The 16,999-nt window shown below is 69.2% G+C and carries 18 protein-coding genes; 8 read left to right on the top strand and 10 right to left on the bottom strand.

Annotated elements, in window-relative coordinates:
* Positions 1 to 68: 68 nt before the first annotated feature.
* Positions 69 to 1,307, top strand: coding sequence for a mandelate racemase/muconate lactonizing enzyme family protein (locus tag C5B91_RS05880; protein WP_004977018.1), 1,239 nt, complete (start codon positions 69 to 71; stop codon positions 1,305 to 1,307).
* A gap of 226 nt (positions 1,308 to 1,533) precedes the next feature.
* Here C5B91_RS05880 and galK read toward each other — a convergent pair whose 3' ends face one another.
* From galK to C5B91_RS05865, 3 genes are all read right to left on the bottom strand, one after another.
* Entirely contained in the window at positions 1,534 to 2,766 is a 1,233-nt protein-coding gene (gene galK, locus C5B91_RS05875) for a galactokinase (protein ID WP_115819228.1), read from the bottom strand.
* Positions 2,763 to 3,338, bottom strand: coding sequence for an MOSC domain-containing protein (locus C5B91_RS05870; protein ID WP_115819227.1), 576 nt, complete (start codon positions 3,336 to 3,338; stop codon positions 2,763 to 2,765). The genes galK and C5B91_RS05870 overlap by 4 nt, the downstream gene beginning before the upstream one ends.
* Positions 3,339 to 3,423: 85 nt before the next feature.
* Complete coding sequence (locus C5B91_RS05865) at positions 3,424 to 4,059, bottom strand: rubrerythrin family protein (protein ID WP_115819226.1); 636 nt, start codon at positions 4,057 to 4,059, stop codon at positions 3,424 to 3,426.
* 136 nt (positions 4,060 to 4,195) lie between these two features.
* Between C5B91_RS05865 and C5B91_RS05860 the strand changes: the two genes are divergently transcribed.
* Together C5B91_RS05860 and C5B91_RS05855 are read left to right on the top strand one after the other, a co-directional pair.
* The gene (locus C5B91_RS05860) at positions 4,196 to 5,962 is read left to right on the top strand and encodes a globin-coupled sensor protein (RefSeq protein WP_115819225.1); all 1,767 of its coding nucleotides are present in this window, start codon (positions 4,196 to 4,198) and stop codon (positions 5,960 to 5,962) included.
* A gap of 64 nt (positions 5,963 to 6,026) precedes the next feature.
* Positions 6,027 to 7,169, top strand: coding sequence for an MBL fold metallo-hydrolase (locus C5B91_RS05855; RefSeq protein WP_115819224.1), 1,143 nt, complete (start codon positions 6,027 to 6,029; stop codon positions 7,167 to 7,169).
* A gap of 123 nt (positions 7,170 to 7,292) precedes the next feature.
* Here the strand turns inward: C5B91_RS05855 and C5B91_RS05850 are convergent, their stop codons facing one another.
* The 3 genes from C5B91_RS05850 to C5B91_RS05840 form a co-directional block, all read right to left on the bottom strand.
* Positions 7,293 to 7,619 (bottom strand): 2Fe-2S iron-sulfur cluster-binding protein, encoded by a 327-nt coding sequence (locus C5B91_RS05850; RefSeq protein ID WP_004969999.1) that lies wholly within the window; start codon positions 7,617 to 7,619, stop codon positions 7,293 to 7,295.
* 147 nt (positions 7,620 to 7,766) lie between these two features.
* Positions 7,767 to 8,252 carry a universal stress protein gene (locus C5B91_RS05845; protein WP_008093343.1) on the bottom strand — a complete coding sequence of 162 codons (486 nt, stop codon included), beginning with the start codon at positions 8,250 to 8,252 and terminating at the stop codon, positions 7,767 to 7,769.
* Between the two features lie 34 nt (positions 8,253 to 8,286).
* Positions 8,287 to 8,574: a hypothetical protein gene (locus C5B91_RS05840; protein ID WP_008093341.1), complete on the bottom strand. Its 288-nt coding sequence runs from the start codon at positions 8,572 to 8,574 to the stop codon at positions 8,287 to 8,289.
* Positions 8,575 to 8,675: 101 nt separating this feature from the next.
* On the opposite strand from C5B91_RS05840, the gene C5B91_RS05835 reads away from it, so the two are divergent.
* On the top strand, positions 8,676 to 10,319 hold the full coding sequence (locus tag C5B91_RS05835; RefSeq protein ID WP_049968457.1) for a flippase activity-associated protein Agl23: 1,644 nt from the start codon (positions 8,676 to 8,678) through the stop codon (positions 10,317 to 10,319).
* Positions 10,320 to 10,372: 53 nt separating this feature from the next.
* On the opposite strand, the gene C5B91_RS05830 is transcribed toward C5B91_RS05835, so the two are convergent.
* On the bottom strand, positions 10,373 to 11,326 hold the full coding sequence (locus tag C5B91_RS05830; protein WP_004043457.1) for a transcription initiation factor IIB family protein: 954 nt from the start codon (positions 11,324 to 11,326) through the stop codon (positions 10,373 to 10,375).
* A 141-nt stretch (positions 11,327 to 11,467) separates the two neighbouring features.
* Here C5B91_RS05830 and C5B91_RS05825 point away from each other — a divergent pair, with 141 nt between their 5' ends.
* From C5B91_RS05825 to C5B91_RS05815, 3 genes are all read left to right on the top strand, one after another.
* Positions 11,468 to 12,451 carry a lamin tail domain-containing protein gene (locus C5B91_RS05825; protein WP_115819223.1) on the top strand — a complete coding sequence of 328 codons (984 nt, stop codon included), beginning with the start codon at positions 11,468 to 11,470 and terminating at the stop codon, positions 12,449 to 12,451.
* 214 nt (positions 12,452 to 12,665) lie between these two features.
* Positions 12,666 to 13,061, top strand: a complete 396-nt coding sequence (locus C5B91_RS05820; protein ID WP_008093333.1) for a hypothetical protein — start codon at positions 12,666 to 12,668, stop codon at positions 13,059 to 13,061.
* Positions 13,061 to 13,687, top strand: a complete 627-nt coding sequence (locus C5B91_RS05815) for an METTL5 family protein (RefSeq protein ID WP_008093331.1) — start codon at positions 13,061 to 13,063, stop codon at positions 13,685 to 13,687. The genes C5B91_RS05820 and C5B91_RS05815 overlap by 1 nt, the downstream gene beginning before the upstream one ends.
* A 51-nt stretch (positions 13,688 to 13,738) precedes the next feature.
* Here C5B91_RS05815 and C5B91_RS05810 read toward each other — a convergent pair whose 3' ends face one another.
* From C5B91_RS05810 to C5B91_RS05800, 3 genes are all read right to left on the bottom strand, one after another.
* Positions 13,739 to 15,391, bottom strand: coding sequence for a rhomboid family intramembrane serine protease (locus tag C5B91_RS05810; protein WP_115819222.1), 1,653 nt, complete (start codon positions 15,389 to 15,391; stop codon positions 13,739 to 13,741).
* A gap of 144 nt (positions 15,392 to 15,535) precedes the next feature.
* The gene (locus tag C5B91_RS05805; RefSeq protein ID WP_004977032.1) at positions 15,536 to 15,814 is read right to left on the bottom strand and encodes a UPF0058 family protein; all 279 of its coding nucleotides are present in this window, start codon (positions 15,812 to 15,814) and stop codon (positions 15,536 to 15,538) included.
* A gap of 58 nt (positions 15,815 to 15,872) precedes the next feature.
* On the bottom strand, positions 15,873 to 16,085 hold the full coding sequence (locus C5B91_RS05800) for a ribbon-helix-helix domain-containing protein (protein WP_004043463.1): 213 nt from the start codon (positions 16,083 to 16,085) through the stop codon (positions 15,873 to 15,875).
* 182 nt (positions 16,086 to 16,267) lie between these two features.
* Between C5B91_RS05800 and C5B91_RS05795 the strand changes: the two genes are divergently transcribed.
* Positions 16,268 to 16,861, top strand: coding sequence for a sulfite oxidase-like oxidoreductase (locus tag C5B91_RS05795; RefSeq protein WP_115819221.1), 594 nt, complete (start codon positions 16,268 to 16,270; stop codon positions 16,859 to 16,861).
* Positions 16,862 to 16,999 lie beyond the last annotated feature (138 nt).

Below are 16,999 nucleotides of genomic sequence, written 5' to 3'. Positions count from 1 at the left end.
CCGCGGGTCACCGAGCGACGGCTGTCTCGGTCGGAAAACTTTACTAATCTACGAGTAAACCTCTCCACATGGGTAAGAACTACGCGGAGTTACACGATCCGAACGCGGAGTACACGATGCGAGAGCTGTCGGCGGAGACAATGGGCGTGACGGCCAAGCGCGGCGGCGGCCGCGACGTCGAAATCACCGACGTGCAGACGACGATGGTCGACGGGAACTTCCCGTGGACGCTCGTCCGCATCTACACCGACGCGGGCGTCGTCGGCACCGGCGAGGCCTACTGGGGCGCGGGCGTACCCGAACTCATCGAGCGCATGAAGCCGTTCGTCATCGGCGAGAACCCCCTCGACATCGACCGCCTCTACGAGCACCTCGTCCAGAAGATGTCCGGTGAGGGCTCCGTCGAGGGCGTCACGGTCACTGCCATCGCAGGCATCGAAATCGCGCTCCACGACCTCGCGGGCAAGATTCTCGACATCCCCGCGTACCAGCTTCTCGGCGGGAAATACCGCGACAAGGTCCGCGTCTACTGCGACTGCCACACCGAAGAGGAGGCCGACCCCGAAGCGTGCGCCGACGAGGCGGAGCGCGTGGTCGACGAACTCGGCTACGACGCACTGAAGTTCGACCTCGACGTGCCGTCGGGCTTCGAGAAGGACCGCGCGAACCGCCACCTGCGCCCCGGCGAGATTCGGCACAAGGCCGAAATCGTCGAGAAGGTGACAGAGCGCGTCAAGGACAAGGCCGACGTGGCGTTCGACTGCCACTGGACGTTCTCGGGCGGCAGCGCCAAGCGCCTCGCCGCCGCGCTCGAAGACTACGACGTGTGGTGGCTCGAAGACCCCGTGCCGCCGGAGAACCTCGACGTGCAGGAGGAGGTCACGAAGTCCACGCTCACGCCCATCACGGTCGGCGAGAACCGCTACCGCGTGACGGAGCTTCGTCGGCTCATCGAGAAGCAGGCCGTGGACATCGTCGCGCCCGACATGCCGAAGGTCGGCGGGATGCGCGAGACGCAGAAAATCGCGGACGTGGCGAACCAGTACTACGTGCCGGTCGCGATGCACAACGTCTCGTCGCCGGTGGCGACGATGGCCTCCGCGCACGTCGGCACGGCGATTCCGAACTCGCTGGCGGTCGAGTACCACTCCTACGAGCTGGGTTGGTGGGGCGACCTCGTCGAGGAGACGGTCATCGAGGACGGCTACATCGAGATTCCGGAGAAGCCGGGCCTCGGCGTGACGCTGGACATGGACACCGTCGAAGAACACATGGTCGACGGCGAGACGCTGTTCGACGAGGCGTAAGCCGAAGTCGAATCAGTCGAGCTTCGCTCGACGCGATTCGACGAGGAGTGAAACGACTCGTCAAGCCAACAGACGCGTAGCGTCTGTTATGTTCGACGAAGCGTAAGCTTCGGCGAGCCGGCGAATCTCCGATTCGCCTCGTTCGACGAGGCGTAACCGAAGTCGAACTCGCGGACCCGCGTTCGATTTTTTCCGAGGCTCAACGCGGAGCCGTCGGCTCGTCTCCTCACTCCTCGTCGACCAGCCGAACGCCACCGGAGGGGCGACAGGCGAACACGTTGGCGTCGGGGCCGACGCGCTCGGGGACCGCGTCTCGAATCGTGCGCGCCGCCCGGTCGAGCGCGTCGGCGTCGACCAGCGCGACCGCGCTCCCGCCGAAGCCGCCGCCGGTCATCCGCGCGCCGTAGACGCCCGGCGTTTCGGCGGCGAGTTCGACCGCCGCGTCGAGCTCCGGACAGCTCACTTCGTAGTCGTCACGCAGGCTCTCGTGGGCCGCGAGCATCGCGTCGCCGACGCGGTCGAGGTCGCCGGCGGCGAGCGCGTCGCGGGCGCGGCGGACGCGCTCGTTTTCCGTCACGACGTGTCGAACCCGGCGGCGGTGTACCGGCTCCAGCGCGTCGGCGTGGGCGTCGAGGAGGTCGCGGTCCACGTCCCGGAGGGAGTCGAGGTCGCGGTCGGCGCACTCCCGGAGGCGGTCGAGCGCCGCTGCGCACTCGCGGACGCGGTCGTTGTAGCCCGACTCGGTCAGTTCGTGGGAGACGCCGGTGTCGATGACGAGGACGCCGACGTCGTCGCCGACCGGCACCGACTCGAACTCGCGGGTTCGGCAGTCGAGAAAGAGCGCCGAGTCGGCTTCGCACAGCGCCGCGGAGAACTGGTCGAGGATGCCGCACTCGACGCCGACGCCCTCGCGCTCGGCCCGCCAGCACGCCAGCGCGAGGTCGGCGGTCGGGAGGTTGCGCCCGGAGACTGCGAGAAGCACGCGGCCGACTGCGAGTTCGAGCGCGGCCGACGAGGAGAGGCCCGCGCCCGTGGGCACATCGGAGGCGATGGCGAGGCCCGCGCCGCCGACGGGGCCGTCCTCGCGGAGGACGCGCGCGACCGCGGCGACGTAGGCGGCCCACCCATCGGGGTCGTCGTCGGGGGCGAGTTCGGCCGTCTCGTCGAAGTCGGCGGCGCGGACGCGGAGCCGGTCGTCGTCTCGTGGACGGGCCGCGACCGCGACGTGGCGGTCGACGGCCATCGGGAGGCAGAGGCCGTCGTTGTAGTCGGTGTGGCCGCCGACGAGGTTCACGCGACCGGGGGCGACGGCGACGACTGGGTTCGCAGGCTCGGTCGGCTCCGGGGGCGAAGTCGAATCGGAGGCGTCGCCGTCGGCGCTGAGCGCCGCGAGAGCAGCCTTCGCGCGTTCGACCGGGGTTCCGGCGGTCGCGTCGTCAGCATCGTCGTCGCCGGTCATACGTGGCCGTCCCCGTGCGGTTCCTCGGCACTCGTCCCGCCTTCGTCGGCCGCGACGGCCTCGCCGCCGAGTCGTTGGGCTATCTGCCGACCCAGTTCGCGCGGGTTCGCCTCGGTCACGCGGAGGTCGTCGCCGACGGCGACCCGGCCGGGCGAAAGCACGTCCGCGCAGATGCCGCCGCGGGACTCGCGGAGGGCGTCGCCTACGTCGTCGCCGACGAGGTCCGCGAGGTGCGCGCAGGGCGGTCTGCGCTTCGTTCCGCGGAGTTCGGCCCCGCCGAGTTCGAACGTCGCGTCGAGCAGAGCGTCGAGGTCGACGCCGCGGACGACGACGTTCCGGCGGTGCTCGCCGGCCGAGAGGTCGAGGTCGTACTCGCGCTTCGCGTCGTCCAGCACCGCGGCGTCGACGAGCGTCACCTGACAGCCGTCGGTCGCCGAGTAGAAGCCGTCGAAGTAGCGGTCGCTCTCGATACCGGCCTCGGCGACCGCGACGGTCTCGTGGGAGACCATCGGTTCGCCCTTCGACGGCGCGGTGTACAGCGCCTCGACGCGTCCGCGGACCTCGGAAGTCATACCTCCGGCTACCACTCCGGGACACGAATAGGTTGGGTCGGTGAGGCGAGGTGGTGCAGTCCGGGGTCCGAAGCGCCGAGCCGACTCAGCAGAGCGGCTTCGGGTCGACGCCGAGTTCGGCGAGGCCGTCGGCGTAGTCGTCGTACGCCAGCTGGACGACGTACTCGGCGACCATCCGGGCGCGCTCCCAGTCGTCGTCGGTCTCACAGCGGTCGGCGAGGAGGTCCAGCCCGGTCGCAAGCGTCTCTTCGGTCTCGGCTTTCAGCTCGCGGAAGAGGTCGGCGCGGGGCTCGTCGGCCTCGTTGACGAAGAAGCCGATGACCTGCGTGTGGGTCCGAACCGAGACGAGGCCGCGACCGACCATCCCGGCGGCGGCCCGCTCGACCGTGTCTTCGCGCCCGCGGAGGTACGCGTGCATTACGCCCGGTTCCTCCGGGAGATCGACCTCCTCGTCGAGCGCGTCGAGGACGCGGTCGAGGTGCTCGGCTTCTTGGGCCGCGGTGGCCTCGAAGGCGGCTCTCGCGTCGTCGTCGGGCTCGTCGTCGGCCCACGCCTCGAACGTCCCGCGGGCCGCGTGCTCGGAGTACGCGGCGGCGCGGAGCACCGCCGGTTCGGAGAGGTCCGCATCGGTCAGCGCCAACAGGAGCTTCGACGAGCCGAGTCGGTCGAGTTGCGTCCGTTTCGCCGCCTCGACTGACTCGCGGAACGAATCGGCGTCCATACCGCCCATCGGTCCGCCAGTCACCTGAACATTCGGACCGGTCCACGAATGCGGGGTTCTCACGGCAATCAGCTCCGGTATCATTCGTGATACTCCGCGGTGAGACTTGAAATACTGGAACCTATTGGGAACGGGTATGACGAACTCCTCGGCACCAGTCGACGCCAACGCGCGAGCGCGTGTCGACGGGGATGCGCTACTCTCAGAACTGGACATCGATGCGGCGGAAATCGACCGCCGGAAGTCGTTCGTCCGCCTCTCGGCGGCGGACGAGCGACGATTGAGCGACCTCCAACCGCTCTTCGACGAGTTCGCGGACGAGTTCGCCGCGGAGTTCTACGACCACCTCGGCGAGCACGCGGCGGCGACGACGTTCTTCGGTCGCTCGACGAAGAACACGGAGATGCTGCAGGCCGACCAGGCGACGTACCTCCGCGAACTCGGCCGCGGGGAGTACGGCGAGGACTACTTCGCGAAGCGGGCGCGAATCGGGAAGTTACACGACATGATAGACCTCGGGCCGAAGTTCTACCTCGGCGCGTACTCGGTCTACTACGAGGGCATTCTCGGTGCCGTCGCGGACGAGGTGAAAGCCGAGTTCACCGGCGGCGGGCGGACGGTCGGCGACGAGTTCGGCGCAGACGGCGACGGTGCGGGCGACGCTGAGGACGGTGGCGGTCTGCTTTCCGGGCTCTTCGGCGGCGCGGCCGGCGTCTCAGGTGGGCTCCGCGGCGGCGACGACCGGGTCGAAGACGCCGTCGACGAGGTCGTCGCGCGCATCCTCCCCGTGCTGAAGCTCCTGTCTCTCGACCAGCAGGTGGCGATGGAGACGTACATCCACTCGTACAGTCAGGCAGCGCGGGAGGCGGCCGAGCGCCGACGCGCCCTCGCAAACGAGGTCGAAGCCGACGTGAGCGAGCCGGTCGAGTCGCTCCTGCGGACCTCCGAGGAGGTCACGGAGCGAACCGACGATATCGAGACCACGGCGCGGGCGCAGGCCGACGACATGGCGACGGTCGCCGCCGAGGTGTCGGACATGAGCGCGACCGTCGAGGAGATTGCGGCGACCGCGGAGGAGGTCGAGCGGACCAGCGCCGACGCCGCCACGCGCGCCGCCGAGGGCGAGGACGCGGCCGACGAGGCCATCGACGTGATGCGCGACGTGAGCGAGGCCGCCGAGACGGCCTCCGAGGACGTCCAGCAACTCCACGACCAAATCGCGGAGATAGACGAGGTGCTCGACGCCATCAACGACATCGCGGAGCAGACGAACCTGCTCGCACTCAACGCCTCCATCGAGGCCGCCCGCGCCGGCGACGCGGGCGAGGGGTTCGCCGTCGTCGCCAGCGAGGTCAAGAACCTCGCGGAGGAGTCGCAGGCCCGGGCCGCCGAGGTCGAGGGCACGGTGGGCAACATCCAGTCCGAGGCGCGGGAGACCATCGAGAGCCTCTCGCAGACGACCGGCCGACTCTACGACGGCATCGACCGCGGCGAGGACGTGATGCGCAGTCTCTCGGACATCTCGGCGGCGGTCGAGCAGGCGACCGTCGGCGTCGGCGAGGTCGCCTCGGCGACCGACGACCAGGCCGAGAGCGCCGAGCAAATCGCCGGCATGGTCGACGACGCGACGGAGCGCGCGACCGCGGTGTCGGACCAAATCGGCGAAATCGCCGACGCCAACCGCTCGCAGACCGAACAGGTGCTCTCGATTCGCGACGCGGCCGCGCGACTCGGCGGCGGCGAAACGGGCGGCGCTGGCGGGGCGGGAACGCCCCTCGAACCGAACTCCGACACTCCGACAACCGGTGGTGTCGACGGCCCGCCGGCCGGCGTCCGCGACGAATCCGGCTTCGACGAACCGCCATCGAGACGCCTGAGCAACGACGGCGGAACGTCGGAGTAGCGCGTCACTGTTCTCTCTTCGGTCCGCGTAGCGTTCTTGCGGCCGGCGCGCGTACCGTGTGCGTATGACTCCCGAGGAACTCGCGACCCGACTCGCCCGCGGCGACCCGACGGCGATTCTCGACGTGCGCGACCGCGACGAGTTCGAGGCGTGGCGCGTCGACGGCGCGGCCGTGACCGCGACGCAGATTCCGGCGATTCGCTTCACGCAGGCCGAGATTCGCGGGACGGTCTCCGAGCTCGCGGCGGCGTTCGAGGACGCTCCCTCGCCCGTGGTCGTCGTCTGCGCGGAGGGCCGGTCGAGCGCGCACGTCGCCGACGTGCTCTCCGAGGCCGGCGTCCCCGCGGAGAATCTCGAAACGGGAATGGACGGCTGGGCGCGCGTCTACCGCGCCCGCGAACTCCCCGTCGGAACCGCGGACGCGACGGTTCTCCAGTACGACCGCCCCTCCAGCGGCTGTCTCGCCTATCTCGTCGTCGCCGGCGACGAGGCCGTCGTCATCGACCCGCTTCGGGCGTTCGCAGGGCGGTACGTCGAAGACGCACGCGAGTGCGGCGCTGAGGTCGTCGCCGCCGTCGACACCCACGTCCACGCCGACCACGTCAGCGGCGTCAGCGCCGTCGCCGAGCGCACCGGAGCGACCGTCGTCCTCCCGGCGGGCGCGACAGACCGCGGCCTCGACTTCGACGCGCGACTCGTCGCGGACGGCGAGACCATCAGCGTCGGTGACGCGGAACTCGTCGCGGTCCACGCGCCGGGACACACGACCGAGATGACGGCGTTCCGACTCGGCGACCTGCTCTTTGCGGGCGACAGCCTCCTCCTAGAGAGCGTCGCGCGCCCGGACCTCGAAGACGGCGACGAGGGCGCGCCCGCCGCCGCGAGGCGGCTCCACGCGACGCTCACGGAGCGGTACGGCGAGTTCGCGGACGACACGCTGGTCGCGCCCGCCCACCACGGCCCGCGGACGGTCCCGGACGAAAACGGCGCGTACGTCGCGGAAATCGGGACGCTCCGGGACCGACTCGGGGCGCTCTCGATGGACGAGGCGACGTTCGTCTCGTTCGTCTGTTCGGACATGCCGCCGCGGCCGGCAAACTACGAGCGAATCATCGAGACGAACCTCGGTCGGGACTCGCTATCGGACGAGGAGGCGTTCGAAGTCGAGTTGGGGCCGAACAACTGCGCGGCGACGAGCGAGGCGTGAGGCGCGGTCCGCGGGCCGAGCGAGTGCGTCGGTCCGACGCGTCGGTCCGGCGCGTCAGCTCGGCGACTCGGTTCGAAACGGAGAAACGCGGGCCGGCGCGCCGGCCCCGGAGAGTACCCGTCGTCAGTCGTCGTCCGCGGCGGTGCCGGCGGCCGCGGCGTCGCCTTCGATGCTCGGCGGGTAGACGCCGCGGTCGAGTTTGAGGTCGCTCTGCGGGCGGGCCATGCAGGTGAGGGCGAACCGCTCTGCCTCCTCGTCGGTCAGCCCGCGGGCGGCGGGCTGGGTGACGTCGCCTTCGAGAATCTCGGCGGAGCAGGCGAGGCACATCCCGACGCGGCAGGAGTACTCCTGTGCGATTCCTTCCTCGATGCAGGCCTTGAGGATGGTCTGCTTGTCGGAGACGGTGATGGTTTCGCCCGTGCCGACGAACTCGACGGTGTACTCGGTCATACCGCGGCGTATGAGCGACCGCACCAAAACTGTTTATCAAAGTCGCGGCGACCTCGTCGCCGACCGCGCGGTCGAAGCAGGCTGCCGAGCAAGGCGGGAACGTGCGACCCGTGCCCGCACCCGAGTTCGGACTCCGACGTGGTCGAGTTACTCCTCGGCCTCGGCCTCGGCGTCCGTCTCTTCGTCCGCGGCGTCATCCTCGTCTTCGTCGTCCAACCGGATGGTGAGCACCGGGACCGGCGAAGTGCGGACGACGCGTTCGGTGACGCTCCCGAGGAGGTAGTGACTCAGCCCCGTGCGCCCGTGGGTACCCATGACGACGAGGTCGATGTCGTGGTCGTCGATGTACTCCCGGATGGAGCGGTAGGCGGTCCCGGTGACGACCTCGGCCTGCACGTCGATACCGGCCTCCTCACCGGCCTCGCGGACGTGTCGGGTCGCGGCGTCGCCCTCCCGTTCGAGGGCGTCGATGACCACGTCCGCGCCGGCGTCGAGCGAGGTGTAGATGCTGGTGTCGACGACGTACAGCGCGTGAATCCGCGCGTCGTAGGTCTTCGCGAGGTCGAGCGCATGGTCGATGGCGCGTTCGGCGGCCCTGCTTCCGTCGGTCGGGACGAGGATTTCGCGGTACATGACAAATTATACTTAGTTCGGAACGCGGTTAATACTACTCCTCGTTCCCGTCGTCTCGGAACGACAGAATGGCCTCCTCGCACGCCTGCAGTCCGTCGATTCGCTCGGTCTCCTCGTCGAGTTCGACCGTCTCGACGACCGACCAGCCGGCGTCGTCCTCGTAGGCGGCGGCCTTGACCCACGCCTCGGTGGCGAAAAGCAGGCTTCGGGCGGGGCTGTCGTCCTCGACGGCGACGACGAGTTCGAACGCGTCGGCGCGGTTCAAAGACGTCAGCTCCTGCGGTTCGAGGGGGCGAGCGGGTAGCGACTCGATGAGCGACATATCCGAGTGCTACCGGTCGGCGGGGATGACGCTTTCGAAGGGGCGGGCCGCCGGCCTTCCAAGTCGTAACCTTTCTGCCGTCCGGCGCGCCACGTCATCCCATGATTCCCTCCCGCGTCGGGCGGCGACCCGACCGAACGACGCTCGCCGTCGTCGCGCTCGCCGCCGCGGCGCTCGTCGTCCGCCTCGTCGGACTCGGCGACCGGCCGCTCCACTGGGACGAGGCCCGCGTCGGCTACTGGAGCCTCCGGTCGCTCGAAACCGGCTTCTTCTCGTACCGCCCCGTCGCCGGCGGGCCGCTCGTCTACCACCTCTCGCGGCCGTCGCTCGCGCTGTTCGGCGCGACCGACTTCGCGCTCCGCCTCCCCTTTGCGCTCTTCGGCGCGGCCCTCCCGCTCGCCGCGCTCCTCTTCCGCGGCCGCCTCGCCGACGACGAGACACTCGGGTTCGCGGCCGTCCTCGCGGCGAACCCGATTCTCGTCTACTACGGCCGGTTCGCCCGCGGCGACGTGCTCGCGGTCGGCTTCGCGCTCGTCGCCTTCGGCTTCGCGGTCCGTCTCGTCGACGGCGCGGGGCGGCGAAACGCCTACGGACTCGCCGCGGCCGTCGCGCTCGCCGTCGCCTCGTCGGGGCTCGGTCTCGTCGCGCTCGGCTGTCTCGCCGTCGCCGGGCTCTTGGTGTTCGACCACGCGGCGCTCCTCTCGTCGGCGCGCCCGGCCGCGATGCGCCTCGGCGAGTACGCCGCCCGACTCCGCGGCGCGGCGACCCCCGCGGCCCGCGCGCTCCTCGTCTTCGTTGCGCTCCACGTCTTCGCGTTCGCCCCGCGCGCGGGCGACACCGACGGCGCGGGCCTCTACGCGCCGGGGACGATTCTCGGCGCAATCGACGCGGCGCTGTTCGACTCGGTTCGCCGCTTCGTCGGCGTCCGCGTCGTCGACCGCTACCCGGAGGGGACCCACGAGTATCTCCCGTACTTCGGCGACCTCCTCGGCGCGCTCGCGCTCGCGGCGCTCCCGGTCGTCCTCCTCGGTGCGGCGGTCTTCCTCGTCGACCGCTACACGGCCGGCGGGCCGCGGTCGGAGGTGTCGGCGGCGGTCTACTGGGCCGGCGCGTCGCTGGTGTTCGTCCCCATGCTGACCGAGGTGTCCGCGCCGTGGCTCGGCGTCTACGTCGTCGTCCCGCTCGCGCTCCCGGCGGGTATCGGCCTCGCGGCGCTCGTCCGCTGGGGTCGCAGCGCGTTCGACTCGCGGGACGTGCCCCGCGTCGCGGCCGCGGTCATCGTCCTACTCGCGCTCGTCGCCCAGACCGGCGCGGTGGCGACGACCGAGGTGTACGGCCCGAGCGACCGCGACACCGAACTCGCGCACTTCGCACAGCCGTCCAGCGAGTTCTCGTCGTTCCGTGACAACCTTTCGGCGTGGGTCGGCCCGACCGACGACGAGGGGCCTGACGTGCTCTACTACGGGAGTTCGATGTACGTCGCCGACGGCGCGGCCGACTATCCGCCGGTCCCCGACTCGTGGGGCGAACAGCTCCCGATGGCGTGGTACGTCGAGCGAATCGGCGCCGACTCGACGTCGGCGGCGACGCCCGAGGCGCTCGAAGCCCGGTCGTCGATTCCGCCGGTGGTCATCGCGCCCGCCGACGAGCGCGGGACGGTCGCGCCGCTCCTCGACGGCTACGTCGCACACCAGTACGACACCGGCCTCTGGGGACGGCCGGTCGTGGTGTTCGTGAAAAACTGAGTGTCGTCGACGTCGTCAGTCGGTGATGGTGAGCCGGGGCGGCGGGCCGACGCTCAGCGGAAGCCCATCGCTTCGATCTGTTCTTGGTAGCGGTTCCGGATGGTGACTTCCGTCACCTGCGCGACGTCGGCGACTTCGCGCTGGGTCTTCTTCTCGTTGCAGAGAAGCGAGGCGGCGTAGATTGCGGCGGCGGCGAAGCCGGTCGGCGACTTGCCCGACAGCAGGCCCTGCTCGGCGGATACGTCGATGATCTCGGTCGCCTTCGCCTGTACCTCCTCGGAGAGGTCGAGCGCGGAGGCGAACCGCGGGACGAACTGCTTGGGGTCGACGGGCTTGAGTTCGAGGCCGAGTTCCTGCGAGATGTAGCGATACGTGCGACCGATTTCTTTCTGCGGGACGCGCGACACTTCCGCGACCTCGTCGAGCGAGCGCGGGATACCTTCCTGACGGCAGGCGGCGTAGAGCGCCGAGGTGGCGACGCCCTCGATGGAGCGCCCGCGAATCAGGTCCTCGTTGAGCGCGCGGCGGTAGATGACCGAAGCGACCTCGCGGACCGACCGCGGGACGCCGAGCGCCGAGGCCATGCGGTCGATTTCGCTGAGGGCGAACTGGAGGTTGCGCTCGCCGGCGTCCTTGGTCCGGATGCGCTCTTGCCACTTGCGCAGGCGGTGCATCTGCGAGCGTTTCTCGGACGAAAGCGAGCGACCGTAGGCGTCCTTGTCCTTCCAGTCGATGGTCGTCGTCAGCCCCCGGTCGTGCATCGTCTCCGTGATAGGCGCACCGACGCGCGACTTCGACTGCCGCTCGGAGTGGTTGAACGCCCGCCACTCCGGGCCGCGGTCGATCTGTCGCTCGTCGAGGACGAGTCCGCAGTCGTCACACACCAGCTCCCCCTGGTCTGCGTCCGTGACGATCTGGTCAGAGCCACACTCCGGACAGTTGACTTGCTCGTCCTCTTGTGCCGTTGCCTCCTCCTCTCGCTGACGCTGCCGGCTCGGACGTTCCATTAAAAGGTTTCTGGTGGAGCGTGAATTTAAACCTTTGTAACAGAAATATGATAAAGGCCGCTGTCTGGCGATTCGACGAGCTCGGATTCGGGGGATTCGGACGCAGCTACTTATACAGTTCCCTGACTAACGGTGAATCGAATGGTCAGACGTGCTACCGCGACACTCGTTGTCGTCGTTCTCGCGGTCCTCGCGGGCTGTCTCGGTGGAGGCGGCGCGGGGGCGGCGACGACGGTCGAATCGACCGCGACAGAGACGGCATCGCCGACGGCGCAGTCGGGGTCGCCGACGACCGCGGCCGCCGAAGGCGACGTGACAGTCGAGGTGGTCGAGGTGGTCGACGGCGACACCATCAAGGTCGTCATGCCGGACGGCGCGCGCGAGACGGTTCGGCTCCTCGGCGTCGACACGCCGGAGGTCCACGCCGAGAACACGCCCGACGAGTTCGAGGGCGTCCCCGAGACCGAGGCCGGGCGGACCTGCCTCCGCGCGGCCGGCGAGGACGCGAGCGCCTACGCGAAGTCCCGGCTCGCCGACCGGACCGTCGAACTCCGGTACGACGAGAAGGCGGGCGAGCGCGGCTACTACGGCCGGCTCCTCGCGTACGTCGTCGTCGACGGCGCGGAGTTCAACTACGACCTCATCGCCGAGGGCCACGCCCGGTTCTACGAGAGTTCGTTCGAGGAACGCGAGCGCTACGAGCGCGCCGAGCGCGACGCCAGAGAGCGCGGGGTCGGCCTCTGGTCCTGCGCGACCGAGGGCGCGGCCGCGGGCGGTGCGGACGCGACCACCGACGACGGCCTCTCCGTCTCGGTCGTCGCCGACGCGCCCGGCAACGACAACGACAACCTGAACGAGGAGTACGTCACGCTCCGGAACGACGGCGACGACCCCGTCGACCTCTCGGGGTGGACCGTCTCCGACGCGGCGGGCGCGACCTACACGTTCGCCGAGGGGACCGCACTCGACCCCGGCGCGTCGCTGACGCTCCACACGGGCTCGGGAACCGACACCGATGAAGACGTCTACTGGGGTCGCGGCGGCGCGGTGTGGAACAACGGCGGCGACACGGTCACGATTCGGGACGCCGCCGGAACCGAAGTGCTCGCGTACACGTACGAGTAGAGTCGCCGGCTCCGGGCGGAACCGCCCCGCGGGGTCAGGGGGAATGGGGGTGGAGCGTGTGCCCCCACGAGCAGTACGGTACCAACGGACATTACTCTCTAGGCTGTCATATCTGCGCGGCGAACCCCCGTGCCATCAGCGGATTTCACGCACAGAAATTACTACTAGGCATTTACAAAGATATATACATAACCAAAGGAAATGTGTGTGCAACATGAGCACGCTCGAATCCTCGTCCGTCGAAGCCGGACTCGTCGCCGGCCGTCCCGCCGACCTGACCCCCGTCGTCCTCGACGCCGCGGGTCTGGAGTCGACCGCTCCCGCGCACCTCCGCGACCTGAAGACCGAACTCGCCGAGGAGGGGTACCTCCCCGCCGAACTCACCGTCGAAGCCCGCTTCTGCGAGGACGACCCCCTCGCGGTGCAGTCGGAGTCCGACCGCCTCCGCGAGTACGTCCGCGCCGCCGCGTTCCTCGGCGTCGGGCGCGTCGCCGTCGACGTCGCGGAGTGCTGTCGCCCCGACGACGCCGAGTCTGCGCTCGCGGCGCTCGGCGAGCGCGCCCGGCGCGAGGGTGTCGCTTTTGAGCTTCGAGGTTCCATCGACGGCTGATGGCAACCAAGGCCGCGCTGGAGGCGCAGTTGGCGGTGGTCGCCGGCTTCGAGAACCCGAAGGTCTCGCTCGAACAGTACCCGACGCCGCCGGACCTCGCCGCGCACCTCGTCCACCTCGCGGACCTCCGCGGCGACATCGAGGGCGCGACGGTCCTCGATTTGGGCTCCGGAACCGGCATGCTCGGACTCGGCGCGGCGCTCCGCTCGCCCGCCCGCGTCGTCGGCGTCGAACTCGACGACGCGGCGCTCGACACCGCGACCGATAACGCTCGCCGCGTCGGCGCGAGCGCCCCCATCGACTGGATTCGCGCCGACGCGACCCGCCTGCCGCTTTGTCTCCCCGACGACCGGCAGGTCACGGTGCTCATGAACCCGCCGTTCGGCGCGCAGCGGGGCAACGAACACGCCGACCGCGCGTTCCTCGAATCGGTCGCGTCGGTCGCCGACGTGTCCTACTCGGTCCACAACGAGGGGAGCAAGGAGTTCGTCGAGTCGTTCGTCGCCGACGCGGGCGGCGACCTCACCGACGCCTTCCGGGCGACGTTCGACCTCGACCGCCAGTTCGACTTCCACGACGAGGACCGCCGACAGCTCGACGCCGAAGTGTTCCGCATCGAGTGGTGAGGCGGCCGTGACCGCGCCGTCGTCAGCGCGCGCGTCGACCCCCGACCCAGCCTAATTGTACGTCTCTTGTCGCGCGATGCGGACTTTCGTCCCCCGCGACTCGGCGAAGACGAACGACTTCTCGCGGACGAATCGAATGCCGTCGAGCGTCGTGCTCGCATTCTTCGTCGGCATCGGTCCCCTGACGGTCCCGCTGTCCGACGACACCTGTATGTCGTAGCCCGCCGCCGTCGGCACGACCGAGATGTTCCGCCGGGCGACGACCGGTTCGGCTCGGACCGGCCCGGTCTCGTAGGCCAGTCGCGCCTCGCCGTCGGCGACGAGGAACACCCGGTAGGCGGTTCCCGCGCCCGAGACGACGTAGCCGTCGCGGACCGCCGTTACCTGGTCGCGCCAGCCGAGGCCGCCGAGCCTGACCGCCGACTCCCCGTCGAACGCCAGCCGACTCGTGGAGACGGCCGTCGTCCAAATACCGCGCCGCTCGCTTCTGACGATGACCCCGGAGGTGTTGGTCGTCGTCGACTCGCCGAACAGTTCGATGTCAAAGACGGCGGTCAGGCCGTTCGGCACGTCCTCGGCGTAGGTCACGTCGTAGTCCCTGACCGAGACGCTCTCGCCCGGCAGATCGTCGCCGCTCGCGGTGAACGTGTTGTACAGCATCGCCGGTCCCGACAGGGCCGCGACGACGACGAGGAGAACGGCGAGGCCGGCCTGCCAGCGGCGGGCCGAAAATACCGAGTTGTCGGGCGCGTACTCGCGGAGCGGCTTGTCGGAGGCCGCGACGGTCAGCGCGACGATGGTCGCGAGCGCGACGACGAGCGCGAAGCCGACGGCGCGAAACAGCACGTAGGTCTCGCCGCCGCGGTACCAGTACACCGCCCACAGCGACTCGCTCACGGAAAACAGGAGGACGCCGGCGAAGCTCCGGAGGGCGGGCGGGTTCGACCCCTCGCGGCGGTGAGACAGCCACACGCCGAGGAGGACGCCGAACAGGAAGCCGATGGCGTGGCCCTGAATGGCGATTTGGGACCACCACGGCGTCGAGAAGATGGGGCGGGCCGACGAGACGACTTCGGGCGACAGCATCGCGTTGTAAAACAGGCTGACGACGCGCCCGGAGACGAACGCCAAGATGGTCGCCAGCGGCCGGAAGACGAGCGCGAAGCCGGCGAACGCGAACACGACGCCGGAGAAACCGACGACCGGGCCGAGTGCGAAGACGGAGGTCAGAAGCCCCACGCCGGCGACGGCCGCGGGGAAGACGACGAGCGACCGGACGTAGGGGTTCTCGCGGGCCGACCCGAACGAGGTGGACCCGCGGCGCGTCGGGTAGTGTCCCCACGCGTACTCCGCGACCGGCGCGAGCGTGAGCGTGCCGACGAGGTTGCCGACGAGGTGGCCGGCGCTGGAGTGGGCGAACGCGGCGGTCAGCATCCCGGTCGGGTAGAAGTACGACCACGCCCGGAACGGGATGACGACGGGCCGGTACCACGACGACCAGCCGTCCTGCACGACGAGATAGACGAGGAGGACGCCGCCGACGCTGACGAGCGTTCCGAGCGGGAGGCCGAACAGGAAGCGCCGCCGGAGGGCCACCGAGAGGCGAGTCGGCCTGTCGACGACGGCGAGCGCGGCGGCGGCCGCGAGGAGCGCGAGGAGCGCGGCGAGCCGCTGGAACGGTATCCAGCCCGGTATCTCTAGCATTAGCTACCTGTGTCGTGCGAACGGGTGATAAAGAAACCCGCGGAGAACTGCTTGAGAAGTGCTAGCGGGCGACACGAATCCGACGGCGGATGACGGCTCAGCGTCGGGCGGTCGGTCGCGGGGCGCGCTGCGGCGGACGGCCGCTCAGATTTTCCCTTCGGCGTCGTCGGCCAGTTCCTCCATGCGCTTGCCGACGCGGCCCGCGCTGGAGAACTCGTCGTCACTCATCGCGGTCGCGAGGGCGTTCCCCAGCACGAACACGGCGTGTTTGTGCTCGCTTTTCGATTTGTGGACGTGGGAGGGCTCGACGGCGAGCTCGTCGTAGGGGTCGAACAGGCTCGAATCGACGTGGTCGCGGGCCGAGAAGTGGTCCTTGATGATAACCATCTGTTCGTGCAGCTCCAGCAGTTCGTCCTTGTGCATGAGCGTTGGTTAGGCGCGAGGGCGGTTTAAGCGTTATTGGGGGATACTGTCACTCGGCTCAGAAGACGTACTCGTCTTCGTGGCCCATCATTCCGTCGTCTTCGTACGCGCGGTCCTCGTCGGACATCGGACCGCTGGTCTTGTACGCGCGGATACCGGTCGACAGCAGGTCCTCGATGGCCTCGTCGCGGTTGACGAACTCGCCCTGTTCGACGAGTTGGACGATCTGCATCTCCAGGTGTTCCGGCACGGTAATCTCTACTTTGGGCATCTGAACGTCCGTCGCTTTGGAAGGGCCGTATATAACTCTACCGGGGAAATAATCGGGTTTTCCGAAGGTCGTTCCGGCGAACGCGAATCTCCGTTTACGTTCGGTTAGTGCGGCTGCCGCCCCTGTCGCCGACGGGTGTCCGGAGTCGTTAGTGATAGGTGCGTCGGGCCGAAGATTCGACCATGGCCAACGACGTGACCCACCTCTACGAGGAGTTCGGCGACGACCGACTCCCGCCGGGCCAACGCGAGACCCAGCGGTTTCCCGTGCTCTCCAAGAGCGGCACGCCCTCGTGGGACCCCGAGACGTGGTCGTTCGAGGCGTGGGGCGCGGTCGAGACCGAACTCGATCTCTCGTTCGACGAGTTCCGAGACCTCCCCTCCGAGACGCAGGTACAGGACTTCCACTGCGTCACCGGCTGGAGCAAGTTCGACTGCGAGTTCGAGGGCGTCACGTTCCCGACGCTCGCAGACGCGGTCGGTGTCGACGACGACGCGGTCCACGTGATGTTCCACGCCATGGACGGTTACACCACGAACCTGCCCCTCGACCAGTGCATGCGCGACGAGGTCATGTTCGTCTGGGGCTACGACGGCGAGGACCTGCCAGCCGACCACGGCGGCCCCCTTCGGGTCGTCACCCCGCACAAGTACGCCTACAAGGGCGCGAAGTGGGTCTCGGGCGTCGAATTCCTCACCGAGCCCGAACGCGGCTACTGGGAGAAACGCGGGTACTCGAACACGGCGAACCCGTGGAACGAAGAGCGGTACAACTGAGCTGATTTCCAGCGTTTTCGGCGGTCGCTTCGCGTCCGAGCCACCAGCGTTGTCGTTCGGTGGACAGATGTGCGCGTTCCGCCGACTCCCCGGGGCGGCGCGCGGGACAGAAGGGAGAGTTTCAAGCGTCCCCGGTCC

The organism is Haloferax sp. Atlit-10N (assembly GCF_003586325.1).
GTDB classification, from domain to species: domain Archaea; phylum Halobacteriota; class Halobacteria; order Halobacteriales; family Haloferacaceae; genus Haloferax; species Haloferax prahovense.
The sequence above is the reverse complement of the archived record's forward strand: the minus strand, read 5'-3'. Positions and strand labels throughout refer to the sequence as shown.

Bases quoted from the DNA above. Each gene is read 5' to 3' on its own strand.
- C5B91_RS05880 (WP_004977018.1), top strand. From the start codon at position 69: ATGGGTAAGAACTACGCGGAGTTACACGATCCGAACGCGGAGTACACG.
- galK (WP_115819228.1), bottom strand. From the start codon at position 2,766: ATGACCGGCGACGACGATGCTGACGACGCGACCGCCGGAACCCCGGTC.
- C5B91_RS05870 (WP_115819227.1), bottom strand. From the start codon at position 3,338: ATGACTTCCGAGGTCCGCGGACGCGTCGAGGCGCTGTACACCGCGCCG.
- C5B91_RS05865 (WP_115819226.1), bottom strand. From the start codon at position 4,059: ATGGACGCCGATTCGTTCCGCGAGTCAGTCGAGGCGGCGAAACGGACG.
- C5B91_RS05860 (WP_115819225.1), top strand. From the start codon at position 4,196: ATGACGAACTCCTCGGCACCAGTCGACGCCAACGCGCGAGCGCGTGTC.
- C5B91_RS05855 (WP_115819224.1), top strand. From the start codon at position 6,027: ATGACTCCCGAGGAACTCGCGACCCGACTCGCCCGCGGCGACCCGACG.
- C5B91_RS05850 (WP_004969999.1), bottom strand. From the start codon at position 7,619: ATGACCGAGTACACCGTCGAGTTCGTCGGCACGGGCGAAACCATCACC.
- C5B91_RS05845 (WP_008093343.1), bottom strand. From the start codon at position 8,252: ATGTACCGCGAAATCCTCGTCCCGACCGACGGAAGCAGGGCCGCCGAA.
- C5B91_RS05840 (WP_008093341.1), bottom strand. From the start codon at position 8,574: ATGTCGCTCATCGAGTCGCTACCCGCTCGCCCCCTCGAACCGCAGGAG.
- C5B91_RS05835 (WP_049968457.1), top strand. From the start codon at position 8,676: ATGATTCCCTCCCGCGTCGGGCGGCGACCCGACCGAACGACGCTCGCC.
- C5B91_RS05830 (WP_004043457.1), bottom strand. From the start codon at position 11,326: ATGGAACGTCCGAGCCGGCAGCGTCAGCGAGAGGAGGAGGCAACGGCA.
- C5B91_RS05825 (WP_115819223.1), top strand. From the start codon at position 11,468: ATGGTCAGACGTGCTACCGCGACACTCGTTGTCGTCGTTCTCGCGGTC.
- C5B91_RS05820 (WP_008093333.1), top strand. From the start codon at position 12,666: ATGAGCACGCTCGAATCCTCGTCCGTCGAAGCCGGACTCGTCGCCGGC.
- C5B91_RS05815 (WP_008093331.1), top strand. From the start codon at position 13,061: ATGGCAACCAAGGCCGCGCTGGAGGCGCAGTTGGCGGTGGTCGCCGGC.
- C5B91_RS05810 (WP_115819222.1), bottom strand. From the start codon at position 15,391: ATGCTAGAGATACCGGGCTGGATACCGTTCCAGCGGCTCGCCGCGCTC.
- C5B91_RS05805 (WP_004977032.1), bottom strand. From the start codon at position 15,814: ATGCACAAGGACGAACTGCTGGAGCTGCACGAACAGATGGTTATCATC.
- C5B91_RS05800 (WP_004043463.1), bottom strand. From the start codon at position 16,085: ATGCCCAAAGTAGAGATTACCGTGCCGGAACACCTGGAGATGCAGATC.
- C5B91_RS05795 (WP_115819221.1), top strand. From the start codon at position 16,268: ATGGCCAACGACGTGACCCACCTCTACGAGGAGTTCGGCGACGACCGA.